18 protein-coding genes and 1 tRNA gene are annotated in these 16,279 nt (G+C 65.4%); 9 read left to right on the top strand and 10 right to left on the bottom strand.

Translation table 11 applies throughout. The features are described from left to right. Nucleotides 1-56: 56 nt before the first annotated feature. The gene (locus tag IVB54_RS28890; RefSeq protein WP_026233667.1) at nucleotides 57-812 is read left to right on the top strand and encodes an SOS response-associated peptidase; all 756 of its coding nucleotides are present in this window, start codon (nucleotides 57-59) and stop codon (nucleotides 810-812) included. 12 nt (nucleotides 813-824) lie between these two features. Here the strand turns inward: IVB54_RS28890 and IVB54_RS28885 are convergent, their stop codons facing one another. From IVB54_RS28885 to IVB54_RS28860, 6 genes are all read right to left on the bottom strand, one after another. Continuing rightward, nucleotides 825-2,018, bottom strand: coding sequence for a CoA transferase (locus tag IVB54_RS28885; protein WP_247776543.1), 1,194 nt, complete (start codon nucleotides 2,016-2,018; stop codon nucleotides 825-827). 36 nt (nucleotides 2,019-2,054) lie between these two features. After that, nucleotides 2,055-2,984 (bottom strand): glycine reductase, encoded by a 930-nt coding sequence (locus tag IVB54_RS28880; RefSeq protein WP_018458817.1) that lies wholly within the window; start codon nucleotides 2,982-2,984, stop codon nucleotides 2,055-2,057. 279 nt (nucleotides 2,985-3,263) lie between these two features. Beyond that, entirely contained in the window at nucleotides 3,264-3,845 is a 582-nt protein-coding gene (locus tag IVB54_RS28875) for an NUDIX domain-containing protein (RefSeq protein WP_018458816.1), read from the bottom strand. Nucleotides 3,846-3,854: 9 nt separating this feature from the next. Then, nucleotides 3,855-4,298 carry a GNAT family acetyltransferase gene (locus tag IVB54_RS28870; protein WP_018458815.1) on the bottom strand — a complete coding sequence of 148 codons (444 nt, stop codon included), beginning with the start codon at nucleotides 4,296-4,298 and terminating at the stop codon, nucleotides 3,855-3,857. Continuing rightward, the gene (locus tag IVB54_RS28865; protein WP_018458814.1) at nucleotides 4,295-5,722 is read right to left on the bottom strand and encodes an FAD-binding oxidoreductase; all 1,428 of its coding nucleotides are present in this window, start codon (nucleotides 5,720-5,722) and stop codon (nucleotides 4,295-4,297) included. The genes IVB54_RS28870 and IVB54_RS28865 overlap by 4 nt, the downstream gene beginning before the upstream one ends. 22 nt (nucleotides 5,723-5,744) lie before the next feature. Beyond that, nucleotides 5,745-6,734: an L-threonylcarbamoyladenylate synthase gene (locus IVB54_RS28860; RefSeq protein ID WP_026233666.1), complete on the bottom strand. Its 990-nt coding sequence runs from the start codon at nucleotides 6,732-6,734 to the stop codon at nucleotides 5,745-5,747. Nucleotides 6,735-6,802: 68 nt separating this feature from the next. Between IVB54_RS28860 and IVB54_RS28855 the strand changes: the two genes are divergently transcribed. Continuing rightward, a tRNA-Pro gene (locus tag IVB54_RS28855) sits at nucleotides 6,803-6,879 on the top strand. Between the two features lie 198 nt (nucleotides 6,880-7,077). Here the strand turns inward: IVB54_RS28855 and IVB54_RS28850 are convergent. The 3 genes from IVB54_RS28850 to IVB54_RS28840 all read right to left on the bottom strand — a co-directional run bounded on the left by IVB54_RS28850 (nucleotide 7,078) and on the right by IVB54_RS28840 (nucleotide 8,271). Then, nucleotides 7,078-7,404: a hypothetical protein gene (locus IVB54_RS28850; protein ID WP_085352582.1), complete on the bottom strand. Its 327-nt coding sequence runs from the start codon at nucleotides 7,402-7,404 to the stop codon at nucleotides 7,078-7,080. 220 nt (nucleotides 7,405-7,624) lie between these two features. After that, nucleotides 7,625-7,849, bottom strand: a complete 225-nt coding sequence (locus tag IVB54_RS28845; RefSeq protein WP_026233665.1) for a hypothetical protein — start codon at nucleotides 7,847-7,849, stop codon at nucleotides 7,625-7,627. 161 nt (nucleotides 7,850-8,010) lie between these two features. After that, a complete protein-coding gene (locus IVB54_RS28840; protein ID WP_018458811.1) occupies nucleotides 8,011-8,271 on the bottom strand; it encodes a hypothetical protein in 261 nt (86 codons plus the stop codon). A gap of 177 nt (nucleotides 8,272-8,448) precedes the next feature. Here IVB54_RS28840 and IVB54_RS28835 point away from each other — a divergent pair, with 177 nt between their 5' ends. The 6 genes from IVB54_RS28835 (at nucleotide 8,449) to IVB54_RS28810 (ending at nucleotide 13,880) form a co-directional block, all read left to right on the top strand. Then, the gene (locus tag IVB54_RS28835) at nucleotides 8,449-8,883 is read left to right on the top strand and encodes a hypothetical protein (RefSeq protein WP_018458810.1); all 435 of its coding nucleotides are present in this window, start codon (nucleotides 8,449-8,451) and stop codon (nucleotides 8,881-8,883) included. Nucleotides 8,884-9,116: 233 nt separating this feature from the next. Then, nucleotides 9,117-10,076 (top strand): N-carbamoyl-D-amino-acid hydrolase, encoded by a 960-nt coding sequence (locus tag IVB54_RS28830; protein ID WP_026233664.1) that lies wholly within the window; start codon nucleotides 9,117-9,119, stop codon nucleotides 10,074-10,076. Nucleotides 10,077-11,184: 1,108 nt separating this feature from the next. Next, a complete protein-coding gene (locus tag IVB54_RS28825) occupies nucleotides 11,185-11,739 on the top strand; it encodes a TetR/AcrR family transcriptional regulator (RefSeq protein WP_018456176.1) in 555 nt (184 codons plus the stop codon). Nucleotides 11,740-11,791: 52 nt separating this feature from the next. Beyond that, entirely contained in the window at nucleotides 11,792-12,985 is a 1,194-nt protein-coding gene (locus IVB54_RS28820) for an MFS transporter (protein WP_018456177.1), read from the top strand. Nucleotides 12,986-13,121: 136 nt separating this feature from the next. Continuing rightward, the gene (locus tag IVB54_RS28815) at nucleotides 13,122-13,532 is read left to right on the top strand and encodes a hypothetical protein (RefSeq protein ID WP_026233102.1); all 411 of its coding nucleotides are present in this window, start codon (nucleotides 13,122-13,124) and stop codon (nucleotides 13,530-13,532) included. A 138-nt stretch (nucleotides 13,533-13,670) separates the two neighbouring features. Further along, the gene (locus tag IVB54_RS28810) at nucleotides 13,671-13,880 is read left to right on the top strand and encodes a hypothetical protein (RefSeq protein WP_018456179.1); all 210 of its coding nucleotides are present in this window, start codon (nucleotides 13,671-13,673) and stop codon (nucleotides 13,878-13,880) included. Between the two features lie 257 nt (nucleotides 13,881-14,137). On the opposite strand, the gene IVB54_RS28805 is transcribed toward IVB54_RS28810, so the two are convergent. Beyond that, nucleotides 14,138-15,109, bottom strand: coding sequence for a LysR family transcriptional regulator (locus IVB54_RS28805; protein ID WP_018456181.1), 972 nt, complete (start codon nucleotides 15,107-15,109; stop codon nucleotides 14,138-14,140). Nucleotides 15,110-15,230: 121 nt separating this feature from the next. Here IVB54_RS28805 and IVB54_RS28800 point away from each other — a divergent pair, with 121 nt between their 5' ends. Continuing rightward, nucleotides 15,231-16,268: a class 1 fructose-bisphosphatase gene (locus IVB54_RS28800; RefSeq protein WP_018456182.1), complete on the top strand. Its 1,038-nt coding sequence runs from the start codon at nucleotides 15,231-15,233 to the stop codon at nucleotides 16,266-16,268. The last annotated feature ends 11 nt before the right edge of the window (nucleotides 16,269-16,279 follow it).

Genomic DNA, 16,279 nt, shown 5'->3' with positions numbered 1-16,279 from the left:
AGTGTTAACGTTCGGGGTTAAAAGGACCTGAACGGACCCTATATAGGCCCTCAAGGATGTGTGGACGCTTCGTCATAACTTCGGCCCCCGCGGCTTTGCGGCAACTGTTCGGCTACATTGAGCAGCCGAACTTCCCGCCCCGGTTCAATGTGGCCCCGACACAACCGATTCCGGTCGTGCTGGCCGAGAACGGCGCGCGCCATTTTCGCCTGATGCGCTGGGGTTTGCTGCCGGGTTGGGTCAAGGATCCCAAGGGATTTTCGCTCCTGATCAATGCCCGTTCCGAGACCGTGCTGGAGAAGCCCGCTTTCAAGAACGCGATTCGCCGGCGCCGCGGCCTGATTCCGGCCGACGGCTATTACGAATGGAAGGCGGAGGGTGGGCGCAAGCAGCCGTTCTTCATCCATCGCGCCGACGGCGCGCCGCTCGGCTTTGCAGCGGTGTTCGAGACCTGGGTCGGGCCGAACGGCGAGGAGCTCGACACGGTCGCGATCGTCACGGCGGCGGCGAGCGAGGATCTCGCCACGCTCCATGATCGCGTGCCCGTCACCATCAGCCCGCGCGATTTCGAGCGCTGGCTCGACAGCCGCAGCGATGACCTCGATGCGGTGTTGCCGCTGATGACCGCCCCGCGCATCGGCGAATTCGCCTGGCACCCGGTCTCCACCCGCGTCAACCGCGTCGCCAATGACGACGACCAGTTGCTCCTGCCGATCAGCGCGGAGGACATGGAGGCGGAGGCGCCGAAGAAGAAGGTGGTGCGGAAAGCGGCGGCCGGGCCGGCTGATGACGGGCAGGGGTCGTTGTTTTAAGCGGCTTCGCCCTTACACGATCTCCCGCGCCCGTAGTGCTGCGATCTCCGCTGCGTCAAATCCCAGCTCGCCCAGCACCGCATCCGTATCCGCGCCGAGCTCCGGCGCCATCCGGTCGAGCCTGCCGCCGCCATGCGCGAGCTTGAATCCGCTGCCGGCGAAACGAAGCCGGCCGTAGGGCGTATCGAGTTCCTGGATCGCGCCGCGCGCCTTGATCTGCGGATGGTCGATGACTTCCTCGACCTTCCAGATGCTGGCGCAGGGCGTGCCGGCGTCTTCCAGAATGGTCTCCCATTCGCGCGCAGGCCTTGCCGCGAGCGCCTCTTCGATGATGGCGCGCAGCGCCGGCTCGTTCTCGTTGCGCGCAAACCAGTCGGCAAAGCGCGGATCGCTGAGCGTGTCCTCGCGGCCGAGCGCAGACATCAGTGCGCGATATTGCTTCTCGTTGTTGACGGCGAGCAGGATGTGACCGTCGCCGCATCTAAACAAATTCGCCGTGGTCCTGCGGCTGACGGCCTGATTCCCCGACAGCTGCTGGCGATGGCCCGCGACCGACCAGTCCGCGATCTGCCCCGACAGGAACGCCATCGTCGCCTCCAGCATGGAGACGTCGATGAGCTGGCCCTTGCCGGCGCGGTCGCGCTGGTAAAGCGCGCTCGACACGCCGAACGCAGCGGTGGCGCCCGACAGCACGTCGCACACCGCAAAGCCGGCGCGGGTCGGCCCAGTCTCGGGATGACCCGTGATCGCCATGATGCCGGACAGCGCCTGCATCTTGCCGTCATAGCCGGGGCGCAGCCGGTCCGGACCGGTCTGGCCGAAGCCGGACACCGCGCAGTAGATCAGCTTCGGATTGATCGCGGACAGCGCCTCGTAGCCGATGCCGAGCTTGTCCATCACGCCGGGGCGGAAATTCTCCATGACGACGTCGACTTGCGCGGCGAGCTTCTTCACGATCGCGATCGCATCGGGCTTTTGCAGGTCGAGCGTCAGGCTGCGCTTGTTGCCGTTGATGGCCTGGAACGCGGGCGCGAGCCCGCGCTCCGCCCATTCGCGTGACAGCGGCGTGCGGCGCATGTCCTCGCCCTCGCGCCGCTCGACCTTGACGACGTCGGCGCCCAGTAGCGCGAGCTGGTAGCTCGCATAGGGGCCGGCCAGCACTTGCGTGAAGTCCAGGATCTTCACGCCCTCGAACGGTCGCGTCACGTCGCTCTCCCTGTTTGTTTTGGTTGTCGGAGGACGTCAGGCGGCGCGATTGCCGCGCGCGATCTCCTTCTGCTTGTCAAATTCGGCACGGCGGCGCTCCAGCTCTTCAGCTGAGAGCTGCGCGACGTTGTTGTAGTCGAGCTTCCAGGAAGCGTCCTCGCTCCAGCGCAGCGGCGACTGCATCGTGGTCTGCGGGCCGCTCGCGGTCTCCAGCAGTCTGAGCGCCAGCTCGAGCGTCTGCGCCTGCGAGGCGATGTCGTGCGGCTTGCCGGCGGAATTGCCGAGCGGGAAATCCGAGAACAGGAAGCGCGGCACGGCGGCGTGCTCGATGATGTCCTTGGCGCAGCCCATGATCACGGTCGGAATGCCGTTCGCCTCGAGATGCCGAGCCACCAGCGCCGTGGTCTGGTGGCAGACTGGACAGTTCGGCACCAGCACGGCGACATCGACCTTGTCGGCAAGGCAGCGCGCCAGAATTTCCGGCGCGTCGGTGTCGAGGGTGACGCGATGGCTGCGGTTGGTCGGCGCGCCGAAGAAGCGCGGGGCCACCTCGCCGATGCGCCCGGCGGTGCTTGCCTTCAAGAGCTGCGGCAGCGGAAACCAGGTGCCGTTGTCGGTGGCCGTGGTGTGCTTGCGGTCGTAGCCGATATGCGAGATGCGAAGGTCGTGGGGCTTCGCCGTGTCGCCCTCATAGACCTGGTAGAATTTCGCGCCGCCATTATACGCCGCGCCCGGTCCCTGGTCGCCCTTGGCGGGGTCGTATGGCGCGGCGGTCGTGATGATGGTGACGCTTGATTGCGACAACGGCTTCTTTAGCGGCTGGAACGGCGCCTCGGTGTAGTGAGCCCAGCGATACGCCGTGGTGTAGCCAATCGCGGCGTAATAGTCCCGCGTGCGCTGCATATAGGGAACGGGGGCGTCATAGTCGGGCGCAAAGCCGAATTCGTCGTCGCGCGAAGCGGACATGGGGCGCGTCTCCTGGTTCTTGTTGGCGACAGACTAGAGATAGTCGGGGGTGAGCTCAACGGGGGGCGAGGCAATGCAGGTCAGAATTGCACTGATAGAGCCAGGTCCGCTTTTTCCCCTCTCCCCTTGCGGGCGAGGGTGGCTCGCCGCGAAGCGGCGAGACGGGTGAGGGGTCTCTCTCCGCGTGCTCAACTGCATGAGATGCGCGCGCGGACAGAAACCCCTCATCCGCCGCTTCGCGCCACCTTCTCCTGCAAGGGGAGAAGGAAGGAAGACAACCTACCGAAACACATGCAGCGCCACATGCTGCAGCAGCATGATCGCCTTGGCGTCGATGATACGCCCGTCCGCGATCATCGCCAGCGCCTCGTCAATGCCGAGCTCCAGCACCTCGATGTCCTCGCCTTCGTGTTCGAGGCCGCCGCCGTCGCTGACTCGCATCTCCGGCTCGTACTCGGCGACGAAGAAATGCAGCTTCTCGGTGATGGCGCCGGGGCTCATAAACGCTTCGAACACCTTGTGGACGCGGTGCAGGCGATAGCCGGTTTCCTCCTCGGCCTCGGCGCGGATGCGCACCTCGGGCGAGGCGTCGTCGAGCACCCCGGCGGCGGCTTCGATCAGGAGATCGTCGTAACCGCGGATGAAGGCCGGCAAGCGGAATTGCTTCACCAGGATCACCGTGCGCCGCGCTCGGTTGTAGGGCAGCACGGCGGCGGCGTTGTCGCGCTCATAGGTCTCGCGGTGCTGCGTCTGCCATTCGCCATTGGCGCGCCGGTACTCGAACGTGGTGGTCTTGAGGGGGGTCCAGCCGTCCGAGAGCACGCGGACGTCCTTGATGCGAACGCGGTCGGATATGGTCATGCTTCGATCTCAGTTGCTTGGCGTTGTGGTGCGGCCGTCGATCCACTTCTGGAACATCACCGAGGTCGATTCCTCGAAACCCAGCGACTGGTAGAACGCATTGGCCTGCTCATTGCCGCGCCGGACCAGCAGCTGGAGCTTCAAAATTCCAGCCGCGCGCAGCCAGTCTTCGGCCGCGGCCATGATGACGCGGCCGTAGCCACGCTTCCGGCTATCCGGATCGACGGCGACGTAATAGACCCAGCCGCGATGGCCGTCATGGCCGACCATGACGGTGGCGACGATGGCGCCGTTGTCGCGGCCGAGCAGGATGGTGGAATTGTCGCGCCGTCGCGCCAGCGCGATGTCGGCATGCGGATCGTTCCACGGCCGCGTCAGCCCGCAGCGCTGCCACAGCGCGACCACGGGCTCGACTTCGGCCTCGGTGATCGCGTCGATCTTGAGCGCACTCACAGCACTTTTCCCGGGTTCATGATTCCAAGCGGATCGAGCATCGCCTTGAGCTGTCGCATCAACTCAATTGCGGTCTTGTCCTTCACGTCGGGCAACTCGTCGCGCTTGAGCACGCCGATGCCGTGCTCCGCCGAGATCGAGCCGCCCATACGCAGCACGATGGCGAACACGACCGCGTTCATCTCGTGCCAGCGCGCCAGATAGTCCGCGGTGTTGGCGCCGATGGGCTGGCTGACATTGTAGTGCAGATTGCCGTCGCCGAGATGGCCGAACGGCACCGGCCGCGCGCCGGGAATCAGCTTCACCACGGCTTCATTGGCCTCGGCGATGAAGGCCGGCACGGTGGCCACCGGCACGGAGATGTCGTGCTTGATCGAGCCGCCCTCCGGCTTTTGTGCTGACGACATTTCGTCGCGCAGCTTCCAGAAGCCAGCGCGCTGGGTGAGATTGGCCGCGATCACCGCGTCGTCGACGATCTCGTCCTCCATGGCGCGGCCGAGGATCGTTTCCAGCGGCGTCCGGGCGTCATCGCCGGGCGACGACAATTCCATCAGCACGTACCAGGCATGCTTTTGCGCGAGCGGATCGCGCACGTCGATGCCGTGGCGGATCGAGAAATCGACCGCCATCTCCGAGAGCAGCTCGAAGCTCGTCAGCGCATTGGCGGCCTCGCTTTGCGCGATCGCCAGCAGCTTCAGCGCGGCGTCCGGCGACTTCAGCCCGACGAAGGCGGTCTCGATCGACCGCGGCTTCGGAAACAGCTTCAGCGTCGCCGCCGTGATGATGCCGAGCGTGCCTTCGGCGCCGATGAACAGGTTGTGCAGATTGTAGCCGGTGTTGTCCTTCTTCAGCTTCGACAGCACGTTGAGCACGCGACCGTCCGCCAGCACCACCTCGAGCCCCAGCGCCATCTCGCGCGCGACGCCATAGGCCAGCGCGGCCGTGCCGCCGGCATTGGTCGAGAGATTGCCGCCGATGGTGCAGCTGCCCTCCGCCCCCAGCGACAGCGGAAACAGCCGGTCCACGTCCGCGGCCTTCTGCTGCGCGATCTGCAGCACGACGCCGGCCTCGCAGGTCATAGTGTTGGAGGCGGTGTCGATCTCGCGGATCTTGTCGAGCCGGCGCAGCGACACCACCACCTCGCCATTGTGCGGGGTCTGGCCGCCGACGAGCCCGGTGTTGCCGCCCTGTGGCACCAGCGCGATCTTGTGCTCGGAGGCGAGCTTGCAGATTGCGGCGACTTCCGCGGTCGAGCCCGGGCGCAGCACCAGCGGCGAGCGGCCGTGGAATAGATTGCGCTCTTCGGTGACGTAGGCCTCGATGTCGGCTACATCGGTGATGGCGTGCCTCTCGCCGACGATCTTGCGGAATTGTTCGATCAGCTCGGGCGCAAGCGGAGGGGTGGCGGGATGATTAATGTTCATTGTCTTGTCTCTTGCTTCGCTCTTATCGCGCCACAGCCGCCCGGCGCAGGCGGTCGTTGATCGCTTCGCCCAGATCCTCTTCGGGGATCGCCATCACGGCGATCGCCCGCGGCCCCCTAGCATCGAGGGCGCGAAGATAGCCGAACAGATTGGCGGCGGCTTCATCGAGATCCCCGGTGGGCGACAAATTCATGACGGCGACGGCGGCCTCCAGACCAGGCAGGCGCGCCGGGCCGAACGCCAGCAGCGCTTCGCCCGGCGCGACGTCCAGCGCATTGAGCCGCACATGGGCGTGTGGCGCGTAATGCGAGGCCAGCATGCCCGGCGCCAGCGGCTGGCTGTCTTCGCTGTCGGTCTCCGCGGGCAGTCGCGCCAGCGCTGCACCAAGCACGGCCTCGATCCGCTCGCGAGACAGCCCGCCGGGCCGCAGCAGCATCGGCGCCGCAAAACAGCCGACGATCGTCGATTCGACGCCGACCGTAACAGGCCCGCCGTCGACGATCAGGTCGATCCGCCCCGCAAGGTCGCTCTCGACATGGGCCGCCAGCGTCGGCGAGACGTGGCCGGAGATGTTGGCGGACGGCGCCACCACCGCCCCGCCAAAGGCGCGCAGGATCGCCTGCGCCACCGGATGGGCCGGAATGCGGATCGCGACCGTGTCGAGGCCCGCGGTGGCAAGCTCGGCCACCGGGCAGTTTTCCGTCTTCGGCACCACCAGCGTCAGCGGCCCCGGCCAGAACGCCTCCGCAAGGCGCAAGGCGCAGGCGTCGAATCGTCCGATCCTGCGCGCGGCCGCGAGGTCGGCGACATGCGCGATCAGCGGATTGAAGGCCGGCCGCCCCTTGGCGGCGTAAAGATGGGCGATGGCACTGGCATTTCCGGCGTCCGCCCCGAGCCCGTAGACCGTCTCGGTCGGGAACGCGACCAGCCCGCCGGCTGCCAATGTCCGGGCGGCAGCTTCCGCGCCGGCCTCGCCGGCCGGTAAAATCAGCGTTTCAAGACCCGTTTTCACAGGGATAAGATTCCTCAGCTCGGCCGCTTGCGGTGCGCCAAACCCGACGCTATAAGCCGGCCTCTTGTCGGAGTGTGGCTCAGCCCGGTAGAGCACTGCGTTCGGGACGCAGGGGTCGCAGGTTCGAATCCTGCCACTCCGACCATTCTTCCAAAAGTCGACGTTTTTCTAGAGGCTCGTTCCCAAGCTTGGCGGACCAGCCGCCGGCGCCCGGGAGCGTCTTCTTGCAACGATTTTCAGGGCGGGTCCACGGCCGATTTGGCCGGACAGGGCGGTCTGTCGCGGTGGCATGGCTCGGCATTGCCTGTTTCGATAACTCGGCGTTGCAAGCTAGGTCAGAGGACTACCGCCTCGCCACCAGCACGCCGACCATAAACGCAATCATCAGCGCCGGCAGCGGCGCCTCACGCACCATGCCGCGAACGACGTGGGTCCAGTGCTGCTCCGGGACGAGGTTCGGAGACCTGATCTCCGGCGTTGGCGTGATGCCCCATTCGGAGGCGAGTTCGGCAATCTCGCTTGAGGCAAGCCGGACGCCGTCGCGGACGCGGAAGATGGCGGCATCCGCGCGCTCGCGCGGCGCAAGCAACATCATCGTCGTGACGGCCGTACGCAGGGTCATCTCGCCGTAGCCTTGCAGCCTGACCGATTCCTCGGGGTCGGACGTCATCGAAAATACCTCACAGCGCCAAATGCCTTACAAAGCGAAGTGGCGCGCGATGGTGAATGCCATCGTCGCGCACAGGACCAGCGTGGATACCGCGCCGGCCACGCCGCGCGCGAGATCGGCCCGCGTCAGGTGCCTGGTCATGATTTTGCTCCATGCTCGGCATGGCAATGGCGGGGAGGCGGCGTTGGTTCCTGCGCGACGGGCGAATCGCGAACGCCGGCTATTTCCGCAGGAGCTCGCTCAGCGCCGCCGTCGCCTCGGCGCAGCGGATGTCGTCGATCTCGCGCGACAGGCTGAGCGCAGTCGATCTGAGCTCTTCGACCTTCCAGCTCTCGGGGTGCTGAGTCTCGAGTTGACCGAGCCGCTTGTTCAGATCGTCCAATCTGGTTTGCAACTGTTCGACGCTGGCGGCCCCATTCACCACCCAGACTCTTTGCGCACGCATCGTCGTTCCCCTGCTCGTCTCACGGCGTTGTGAGAGGGGTTCGTGGCCGCAATGGGAGTTTCTTTTGTCCGGCTTCAGACGGACGGGAACCGTTGCAGATCGGCAACGGGAGTTCCTTCGCGTTAACCTGGGTGCGACGGGAGCCAATCGCCGTCGCCGCATCAGGCCGCGCGCGGCCGCTCCGTCGATCGCTTTTCGAGGCGGCTTTCGAGAATCGCGATGCTCACCCGGATATTGTCGCGCCGGGCCCGCAGGTTCTGCGCTAGCATGGGGTAGGCGAGGTTTTGGGGATCGGAGATTCCGGCCTTCCGTTCTTCCTCCAGAATGTCGGCGTCGATCATTTGCAAGCGCCAACGCAGATCGGAGATCAATGCGTGGAGCTGTGTCGGCATGGTCGCTTCGAAACGGGACGTCGGGTGCATGATCGCCTCACGATGAGACAGACCCACTGCGGGTCTGAGGGATTTGACTCCCGTGCAGCAAGCGGAATGCCAGTGGGCGGCTGAGCGTCTCCCGCGATTGCTCGACAGCGCACCGGAACGATTGCCACTCTTTCCCGTTGCTGCAGGGGCCTCGACAACGAGGCGATCGAGGGACCCATGCCGCTCATCCGCTATTTCGTCTTCACCGGCGGCGCTCTGCTCGCCCTCCTTTTCCTCGCCGACCGGTACATGACCGCCCCCGTGAGCGCCGCCGCGCCGGCCGAGCCAGATCGGTCGATTGTGCGCGTTCATTCCGCGCAAACCTGGCCTGAGAAGATCGTCCTCGACACCAGCGTACGGCAAATATCGCTGTCCAAAGCCGAGTCGGTTCCGCCGACTCCCGCGCCTGCCGTCGCCGACGCGCTGCCCACGCAGGAGAGGCCCCGCCAAGCTTTTGCAATGGTGGCGCAGCCTGATGCGACGCCGAAGCAAGCAGCTCGGACCGTTTCGAACAAGCGCAGTGCGGAGAGGCACCGTCGACGCCAGCCCTCGCGCATGGCGGCGCGCGATCAGACGATGTTCTTCAACGAACCTGCATCGGCGGGTTGGTAAGTCGCGCTCCGTGAGATGCATCTTCCCCCCGGTAGGCGTGTAGCTGCCCATGCTCGATCGCCTGAGCAGCACGAGCGGGGGTTTGCGAGATTATCTGTTCTCGGTACTTTCCACGTGACGGTCGGGCTGCCTCTCGGTTGGGCACCGTGCCGGACAGCGAGGCTGTGCGCGCGGCGCATCGCGCGATAGTCTCTGCCGCGACCTGACCCGGGAAGCGGACGAGGGAAAGATTCGTGACGAGATTTGTGACGATCGCAGCCGGCCAGCTTGGCCCTGTCGCGCGGACCGAGACGAGAACCGCGGTCGTGGCGCGCCTGATGGCCTTGATGCGCCAGGCGAAGGCCAACGGCTGCGACCTGATCGTCTATCCCGAGCTCGCGCTGACCGCGTTCTTTCCGCGCTGGTATTTCGAGGATCAGGCTGAGATCGACAGCTTCTTTGAGCGCGAGATGCCGGGGCCGGAGACAAGAGGCCTGTTCGATCTCGCGCGCGAGATCGGCATCGGATTTTATCTTGGCTATGCCGAGCTGACGGTCGAGGCCGGAATTGTCAGGCGCTACAATACCTCGATCCTGGTCGAGAAGAGCGGCGCCATCGTCGCGAGATATCGCAAGGTTCATCTGCCCGGGCATGCCGAGCATGAGCCGTGGCGCGAATTCCAGCATCTGGAAAAGCGCTATTTCGATCCAGGCGATGGCTTTGGCGTGACCGAGGCCTTTGGCGGCGTGATGGGGATGGCGATCTGCAATGACCGCCGCTGGAGCGAGACCTACCGGGTGATGGGCCTGCAGGGCGTCGAGATGGTGATGATCGGCTACAACACGCCGGTGCACAATCCGCCCGCACCCGAGCATGACGATCTCTCGCTGTTCCACAATCATCTGGTGATGCAGGCCGGCGCCTACCAGAACGGCACCTTCGTGGTCGGCGTCGCCAAAGCGGGTGTCGAGGAGGGCGTCGACCACATCGGCGGAAGCTGCGTCATCGCGCCCTCCGGCGAGATCATCTCGCGATGCACGACCAAGGGGGACGAGATCGCGCTCGCCCGTTGCGATCTCGATCTCTGCAATTCTTACAAGCGCACCACTTTCAATTTCGACGTTCACCGTCAGCCGCACGCCTACGGGATGATTGTCGAACGGAAGGGAGTGACACTCATGGCCGACGGAACGCCGGTGCGAACGAAGCGGTGAGCTCTCGTAGCCCGGGTGAGCGCAGCGACACCCGGGACCGCTGTCGCTTGTGGCAAGACCCCGGATGTCGCTTCGCTCATCCGGGCTACGGGACCTTGCTGTGTCGCCCCCGTGTCAATCCGCTCTCACAAAAATATTCCGCTTTACCGAAATTCGGAAAGGGCGTATGTGTCGCCCATCCCGGCTCATCCTTGAGGGGCGATCTTGTGGTCGTCATGTTCGCGAGCCGGGCTTGCGGTGGACGCGGCAGCGTTCGGGTGCGAGAGGCTAAGGGCAGGGCGGATTGCTCTCCGTGAGCCCAAGGCTGCGTGCCGACGAGCGGCGCTGCTAGGCTTCGTCTCGTCTGTAAGTTTCCGGCTCCGTCGACAGGGCTGGGAAAACTGCGGCGAAATGGCGAGCCGTGCGTACGGCAAAACCGTGTGGTCCTGGCCGTCGTTGCTACGGTCAAGCTCTTGCGGATGCGGCATCTGCGTCAACCGGCGCGGGTGCCGGTGACTTCTGCGAGGACGAGGGAGGCCAAAGAGAACTCGGCTCCCGGGAGAGCACGGCATAAGCCGTCCAACCATCGCGCAGGGAAGGCCGAGTGATTGGCTACACCTGTATGCTGCTGTGCGGTTCTCTCTGCGTGTGCTTTTCGCGCAGCGGACCGCGGGTGCCAGCCGGCACCCGGCCTTCCCTGCGCCCTCTTGGACAAGAGGGTGAAGCGACGAAGCAAAGCTCGGGCGGAATCAGCCGCGAGGATGAGAAGGCATGTCTGCAAGTTGAAATGTGCGCAGGACCGCGATGTGGCCTGCGCCGTGGCGATGCCCGGCAGTCAGGCATAACAACCTCAAATGTCGTCGTGGCGAAGGCCAGGACCCATACCGCGAGGTCTATCGATTTAAGGCGATATCAATCCCACCGAACGAATGTCCGCCCAACCCCTTCCCTGGGATAATGGGTCCTGGCCTTGGCCAGGGGCGACGCCGGAGTTAGTGGCCCTACCGCCCCAATCACAACCAAGTGTCTTTGTTTGGAAACAAACATTCCCTATTATCCTGCAATGCAAAAAGCGGCCCGCAAATCCCCGCCCATTGGCCGTCCGCCTGGCCGTCCCCGGGAGTTCGACATGGACACCGCGCTCGACAGGGCCGTCCGCGTGTTTTCCGAGCGCGGTTATCATGCCACCTCGATCGGCGATCTCACCGCGGCGATGCGGCTGGCGACCGGCAGCGTCTACAAGGCGTTTCGCGACAAGCATGCGGTGTTTCTCGCCGCCTTCGAGCGCTACGCCGCGCTGCGCCAGGAGCAGACGCGCAGCGCGGCGGCAAAAGGCGACAATGGCCGCGAGCGGCTGCGCAACATGCTGCTGTCGTATGTAGAGCACTCCCAGGGCAGCGAGGGGCGGCGCGGCTGCCTCGTGGTCGGCAGCGCGGTCGAATTGTCCGCGGTCGATCCGGTGGTCGCCGCCCTCGTCAGCGCGCGGCTCGAGACCAACGAAGGCTTCATCGCCGGCCTCATTCGCGAGGGGCAGGCCGACGGCTCGATTCCCCGCCATGTCGCCGCCGCCGACACCGCGCGCCTGATGATCTGCATCACGCAAGGCCTGCGCGTGGTCGGCAAGGCGGGCCTTTCGCTCGACGGCAAGCGCCTGGTCGCCGTCGCGATGAAGCTGCTCGCCTGAATTTTTTGTCATATTAGGAAACGACCGTTTCCGATATCTGGAGAGCCTGTGAATGACGATGAATGCCACGATCGAGACCGCGCCGGATCCGGATGCGGTGTCGCAGCGACTGACCTTCGTGCTTGCCGCGGCCTGTGGCATGGTCGCCGCCAACATCTATTACGCCCAGCCGCTGATCGCCCCGATCAGCGCCGCGCTCGGCCTGTCGCATGAAGCGGCGGGACTGATCGTCACCATGACGCAGATCGGCTACGGCGTGGGGCTTCTCTTCATCGTCCCGCTCGGCGACCTCGTCGAGAACCGTACCCTGATTTGCTCCGTCATCACGCTCGGCGCGGCAGCCCTGCTCGCCGCGGGGTTCGCGTCCCACGCGCTGCCCTTCCTGATCGCCGCGTTGTTCATCGGACTCGGCTCGGTCGCGGTGCAGATCATCATTCCCTATGCGGCGCATCTTGCGCCGGCAGCCATTCGCGGCCGCGTCGTCGGCAACGTCTCGACCGGCCTGATGCTCGGCATCATGCTGGCGCGGCCGGTGTCGAGTTTCGTCACGGCGATGCTGTCGTGGCATGCAGTGTTCTTCTGCTCGGCCGCGTTGATGATCGTGCTCGCAGCGGTACTCTGGATGACGCTGCCGAAGCGCAGGCCGGTCGCGCGGATGCATTACGGCGAGTTGCTGCTGTCGATGCTCCATCTGGTGCGGACCACGCCGCTGCTGCGCCGCCGCGCGCTGTACCAGGCCAGCCTGTTCGGCGCCTTCAGCCTGTTCTGGACCGTGACGCCGCTGCTGCTCGCGAGCGAATTCGGCTTCACCCAGCGCGGCATCGCGCTGTTCGCGCTTGCCGGTGTCGCCGGCGTGTTCGCAGCCCCGATCGCGGGACGGCTTGCCGATCGCGGCCATAGCCGCATGGCCACGCTGGTCGCGCTCCTACTCGCGGCCGTAGGATTCCTGATTACGCATGTCGGCGCGCCCGGATCGGTGCTGAACCTCGCCTGCCTGGTCGTGGCTGCGATCGCGATCGACATCGGCGTGCAGGGCAACGTCGTGCTCGGCTTCCGCGCGATCTTCGCGCTGGGGCATGAGCACCGCAGCCGCCTGAACGGTCTCTACATGGCGACCTTCTTCACCGCGGGCGCGGCGGGCTCGGCGGTCGGCGCGTGGGCGTTTGCACAAGGCGGCTGGACGCTCGCATCGGCCTTTGGCCTCGCGCTGCCCGTCGCAGGCCTGGTCTATGCGGCCACCGAGTAGGGGCTGGTTGCTCCAATTAGCGATCCGGCCCGTTTACCAAGGCCGCCGGGTCGGCAATTTCCACCTCGCAGTTTCCCTGCCGCTGTAGTACTTTGGTCGCAAGCGAGCCTGGTTAACGGGCGGCAGGGGGAGGCTGATGAGGCGTGCGGGGCTGGTTGGCGTACCGCGGGTACGACCATGGTCGTGGCAGGCGTTTCTGCTTGGATTCATCGTTGTCGCAATGTCGGCTGCGCTCCAGGGCGGCTGTGTCGCGCTCGGCGCAAAACTCTATTTCGCGGCGTTCCTGCCCAGCCTGTTCGTGCTCGGCATTATTGCGGGCGCACCGGCGGCGGCGTTCGCCGCACTACTCACCATTCCGCTGGTATGGTGGGCATTCATGCCGCCCTTCTTCGAGTTCAATTCGCTGACCAGCGCGCATGCCGATTCCATCAAGCTGTTCTGCCTGCTCGCCGTGCTGGTGATCGGCCTTGCCGATCTCTGCCGCGAGATCATCAGCCGCGGTGGGTTGAAGCCGCGGGGCGAGAGCGCGGCGACGAATTCGCAATAGATCGGCCTTGTGCGGCCGCGCACGTTGCGCGCGGGCAACAGTCCGGAAACCATTCGCACGCTTGCTGTGCGGCGCTAACTTTTCGAAAAAGATTTGGCCGCAATTTCTCCCTCGGGAATGACGAGGGAGTTTTCGGACATGAACGGCCAAATCACCGGTCACGCCATCTTGGAGAACGTGCGCCGCTACCGCGGTATCGCATCGCTCTATCGCCAGACCGCTGCATTCCGCCCGGACCAGAGCTGGTCGCTGCTCGAGCAGGCGAAGGATTGGGAAGCGCGGGCGCTGCTGGAGCTGGAAGCCTATTTCGCCGCGCGGATGGACTACGCCCCTACACGCGCGGCCTGATCGTTAACCATCGGCGCGGCCTTGCGCAGGCCCGCCGAAGGGCCGGTCGTCGGGTCGTGCACGGAAAACACGGGGCGATTACGGAGTTATCTCGTCGCCCGTCTGTGCTAGCAACGTCCCGACCGAGACATCCCAATTCGGCCGGGGCAAGCGATGACCACCTTCAACCGCATCTTCACGACCGAGCGCCTGCTCCAGATCATCGTCATTCTCGCGGCTACGGTCGCGATGAAGCTGATGGGCTGAATTTCGACGGGCTATCGCGCGCCGAATTCGGGCACGTCGGGAAGATAGTTCGACCCCTCCGATCCCAAGAAATCGAACATCGCCTGCGCCGGCGGCAACAGCACCTTGTCGCTGCGGCGGATCACGTACCATTGCCGCACGATCGGCAGGCCCGCGACGTCGAGCACGATCAGCCGGCCCTCGGTGAGCTCGTGCGCCACGGTGTGGGCCGAGATGAAGGCGATACCGAGCCCGGCGATGACCGCCTGCTTGATGGTCTCGTTGCTGCTCATCTCCATGCCGATGATCGGCTCAAGATCCGACCTCTGGAACATGCCTTCCATCAGTGTCCGCGTCCCCGAGCCGGGCTCGCGGGTGAGGAAGGTCTCGTGCACGAGGTCGGTGAGGTTGAGGCCGGAATCCTTCTCCAGCCAGTGCCCCTTGCGCGCGACGATGATGTGCGGATTGCGCCCGAGCTGCCGGACGTCGACGCTGACATCGGCCGGTGGCCGACCCATCACCGCGAAGTCGAGGTCGTAGCCGTGCATGGCCCCGCGGATCTCCTCGCGATTGCCGACCGTGAGCTTGATCTCGATCTTCGGATACCGCTTCGAGAATGCCGCGATCGCGTGCGGCACGAAATATTTCGCGGTCGAGACCGCGCCGAGATGCACCGTGCCGCCGGTTCGCCCCGCAAGCAGGTCGAGCGAACCCTGGCAGTCCGCGATTGCGGCCTCGACGCGCTCGGCGAGCGCCAGCACCTCCTTGCCGGCTTCCGTCAGCAGCATGCCGTCGCCGGTCCGCTGCAGCAGCGGCAGTCCGGCGAGATCCTGCAGCTGGCGCAATTGCTGGGTCACGGCCGGCTGCGTCAGGCCGAGCTGGGTCGAGGCTGCCGTGACGCTGCCTTTTGCCGAGAGCGCCGCAAGCGAGCGAAGCTGCCGGATCGTGAGATGCCGGAGCTGTGCCGCCGAATGGACATTATAAGATAATTCTTTAGCGCTCATTATGAATAGAAATTTTCCTTATTAAGCCGCCTCTGTCAATCTCGTCGTTGTTGGCACTGACCGCACCGACCTCCCAGCGAGGAGGGAACTGGATGCGGCGCCTGCAAAGGGATGGACGCAGATGACCGGGCAACTCAGGCTGGACGACCACCTTCAGCGGTATTCCGAGACGGCGCCGCATGCGCTGGCCGTAGCGGCCGCGGTCGATGCCATCGCGGCGGCCGCGATCGAGATCGCCGATCTTATCGCCACGGGAGACCTTGCGGATGCGTCGGGCCTGACCACCGGCCGCAACAGCGACGGTGACGTGCAGCGCGATCTCGACGTGCAGGCGGATGCGATCCTGCGCCGCTGTCTCGGCAAGCTGCCGATCGCGGCACTGGCGTCGGAGGAGATGCGTGAACCGCAGATCGGTGACCGCGCGGCGAAGATCTGCGTCGCGATCGATCCGCTCGACGGCTCCTCCAATATCGACATCAACATGACCGTGGGCACGATCTTCTCGATCCTGCCCGCGCCCGACGATCTCGCGCTCGCCTTCCATCAGCGCGGCTCGGCGCAGCTCGCGGCGGGATTCGTCACCTACGGCCCGCAGACCTCGCTGGTGCTGACGCTCGGCGAGGGCGTCGACATCTTCACGCTTGACCGCGGGTCCGGTTGCTTCCGTCTCGCGCGTAGCGCCGTGCAAATCTCCGAGACCTGCGAGGAGTTCGCGATCAACGCCTCGAACCGCCGGCATTGGGAACAGCCGGTGCGCGCCTTCGTCGACGAATGCCTCGCCGGTGTGGAAGGGCAGGCCAACCACAATTTCAACATGCGCTGGGTCGGCTCGCTGGTGGCCGAGGCCTATCGCATCCTTACCCGCGGCGGCGTGTTCCTCTATCCCTCCGATGCACGGCCTGGCTATGGCGACGGCCGCCTGCGCCTCGTCTACGAGGCGCATCCGATGGCTTACATCGTCGAGCAGGCCGGCGGCTCGGCTTCGACCGGGCGCGAGCGTATCCTCGAACTCTCGGCGCAGAGCCTGCATCAACGCGTGCCGCTGATCATGGGTTCGAACAACGAGGTGCAGCGCGTCGAGGAACTGCATTGCGATCCCTTGCTGGTCGCCAGCGTCTCCGCACCGCTGTTCGCGCGGCGCGGCTTCTTCCGGCTCTGAGCGAGGCGCCC

This window comes from Bradyrhizobium sp. CW1 (assembly GCF_023100665.1).
In the GTDB taxonomy this organism is placed as follows: Bacteria; Pseudomonadota; Alphaproteobacteria; order Rhizobiales; family Xanthobacteraceae; genus Bradyrhizobium; species Bradyrhizobium canariense_D.
Note: the sequence above shows the minus strand (reverse complement) of the source record. Positions and strands in the feature narration are given on the sequence as shown.

What these genes read in the sequence shown, in the direction of transcription:
- IVB54_RS28815 (WP_026233102.1), top strand. Translation starts at nt 13,122, where the DNA reads ATGAGGCGTGCGGGGCTGGTTGGCGTACCGCGGGTACGACCATGGTCG.
- IVB54_RS28810 (WP_018456179.1), top strand. Translation starts at nt 13,671, where the DNA reads ATGAACGGCCAAATCACCGGTCACGCCATCTTGGAGAACGTGCGCCGC.
- IVB54_RS28835 (WP_018458810.1), top strand. Translation starts at nt 8,449, where the DNA reads ATGCCGCTCATCCGCTATTTCGTCTTCACCGGCGGCGCTCTGCTCGCC.
- IVB54_RS28805 (WP_018456181.1), bottom strand. Translation starts at nt 15,109, where the DNA reads ATGAGCGCTAAAGAATTATCTTATAATGTCCATTCGGCGGCACAGCTC.
- IVB54_RS28840 (WP_018458811.1), bottom strand. Translation starts at nt 8,271, where the DNA reads ATGCACCCGACGTCCCGTTTCGAAGCGACCATGCCGACACAGCTCCAC.
- IVB54_RS28890 (WP_026233667.1), top strand. Translation starts at nt 57, where the DNA reads ATGTGTGGACGCTTCGTCATAACTTCGGCCCCCGCGGCTTTGCGGCAA.
- IVB54_RS28845 (WP_026233665.1), bottom strand. Translation starts at nt 7,849, where the DNA reads ATGCGTGCGCAAAGAGTCTGGGTGGTGAATGGGGCCGCCAGCGTCGAA.
- IVB54_RS28865 (WP_018458814.1), bottom strand. Translation starts at nt 5,722, where the DNA reads ATGAACATTAATCATCCCGCCACCCCTCCGCTTGCGCCCGAGCTGATC.
- IVB54_RS28820 (WP_018456177.1), top strand. Translation starts at nt 11,792, where the DNA reads ATGACGATGAATGCCACGATCGAGACCGCGCCGGATCCGGATGCGGTG.
- IVB54_RS28800 (WP_018456182.1), top strand. Translation starts at nt 15,231, where the DNA reads ATGACCGGGCAACTCAGGCTGGACGACCACCTTCAGCGGTATTCCGAG.
- IVB54_RS28875 (WP_018458816.1), bottom strand. Translation starts at nt 3,845, where the DNA reads ATGACCATATCCGACCGCGTTCGCATCAAGGACGTCCGCGTGCTCTCG.
- IVB54_RS28880 (WP_018458817.1), bottom strand. Translation starts at nt 2,984, where the DNA reads ATGTCCGCTTCGCGCGACGACGAATTCGGCTTTGCGCCCGACTATGAC.
- IVB54_RS28825 (WP_018456176.1), top strand. Translation starts at nt 11,185, where the DNA reads ATGGACACCGCGCTCGACAGGGCCGTCCGCGTGTTTTCCGAGCGCGGT.
- IVB54_RS28850 (WP_085352582.1), bottom strand. Translation starts at nt 7,404, where the DNA reads ATGACGTCCGACCCCGAGGAATCGGTCAGGCTGCAAGGCTACGGCGAG.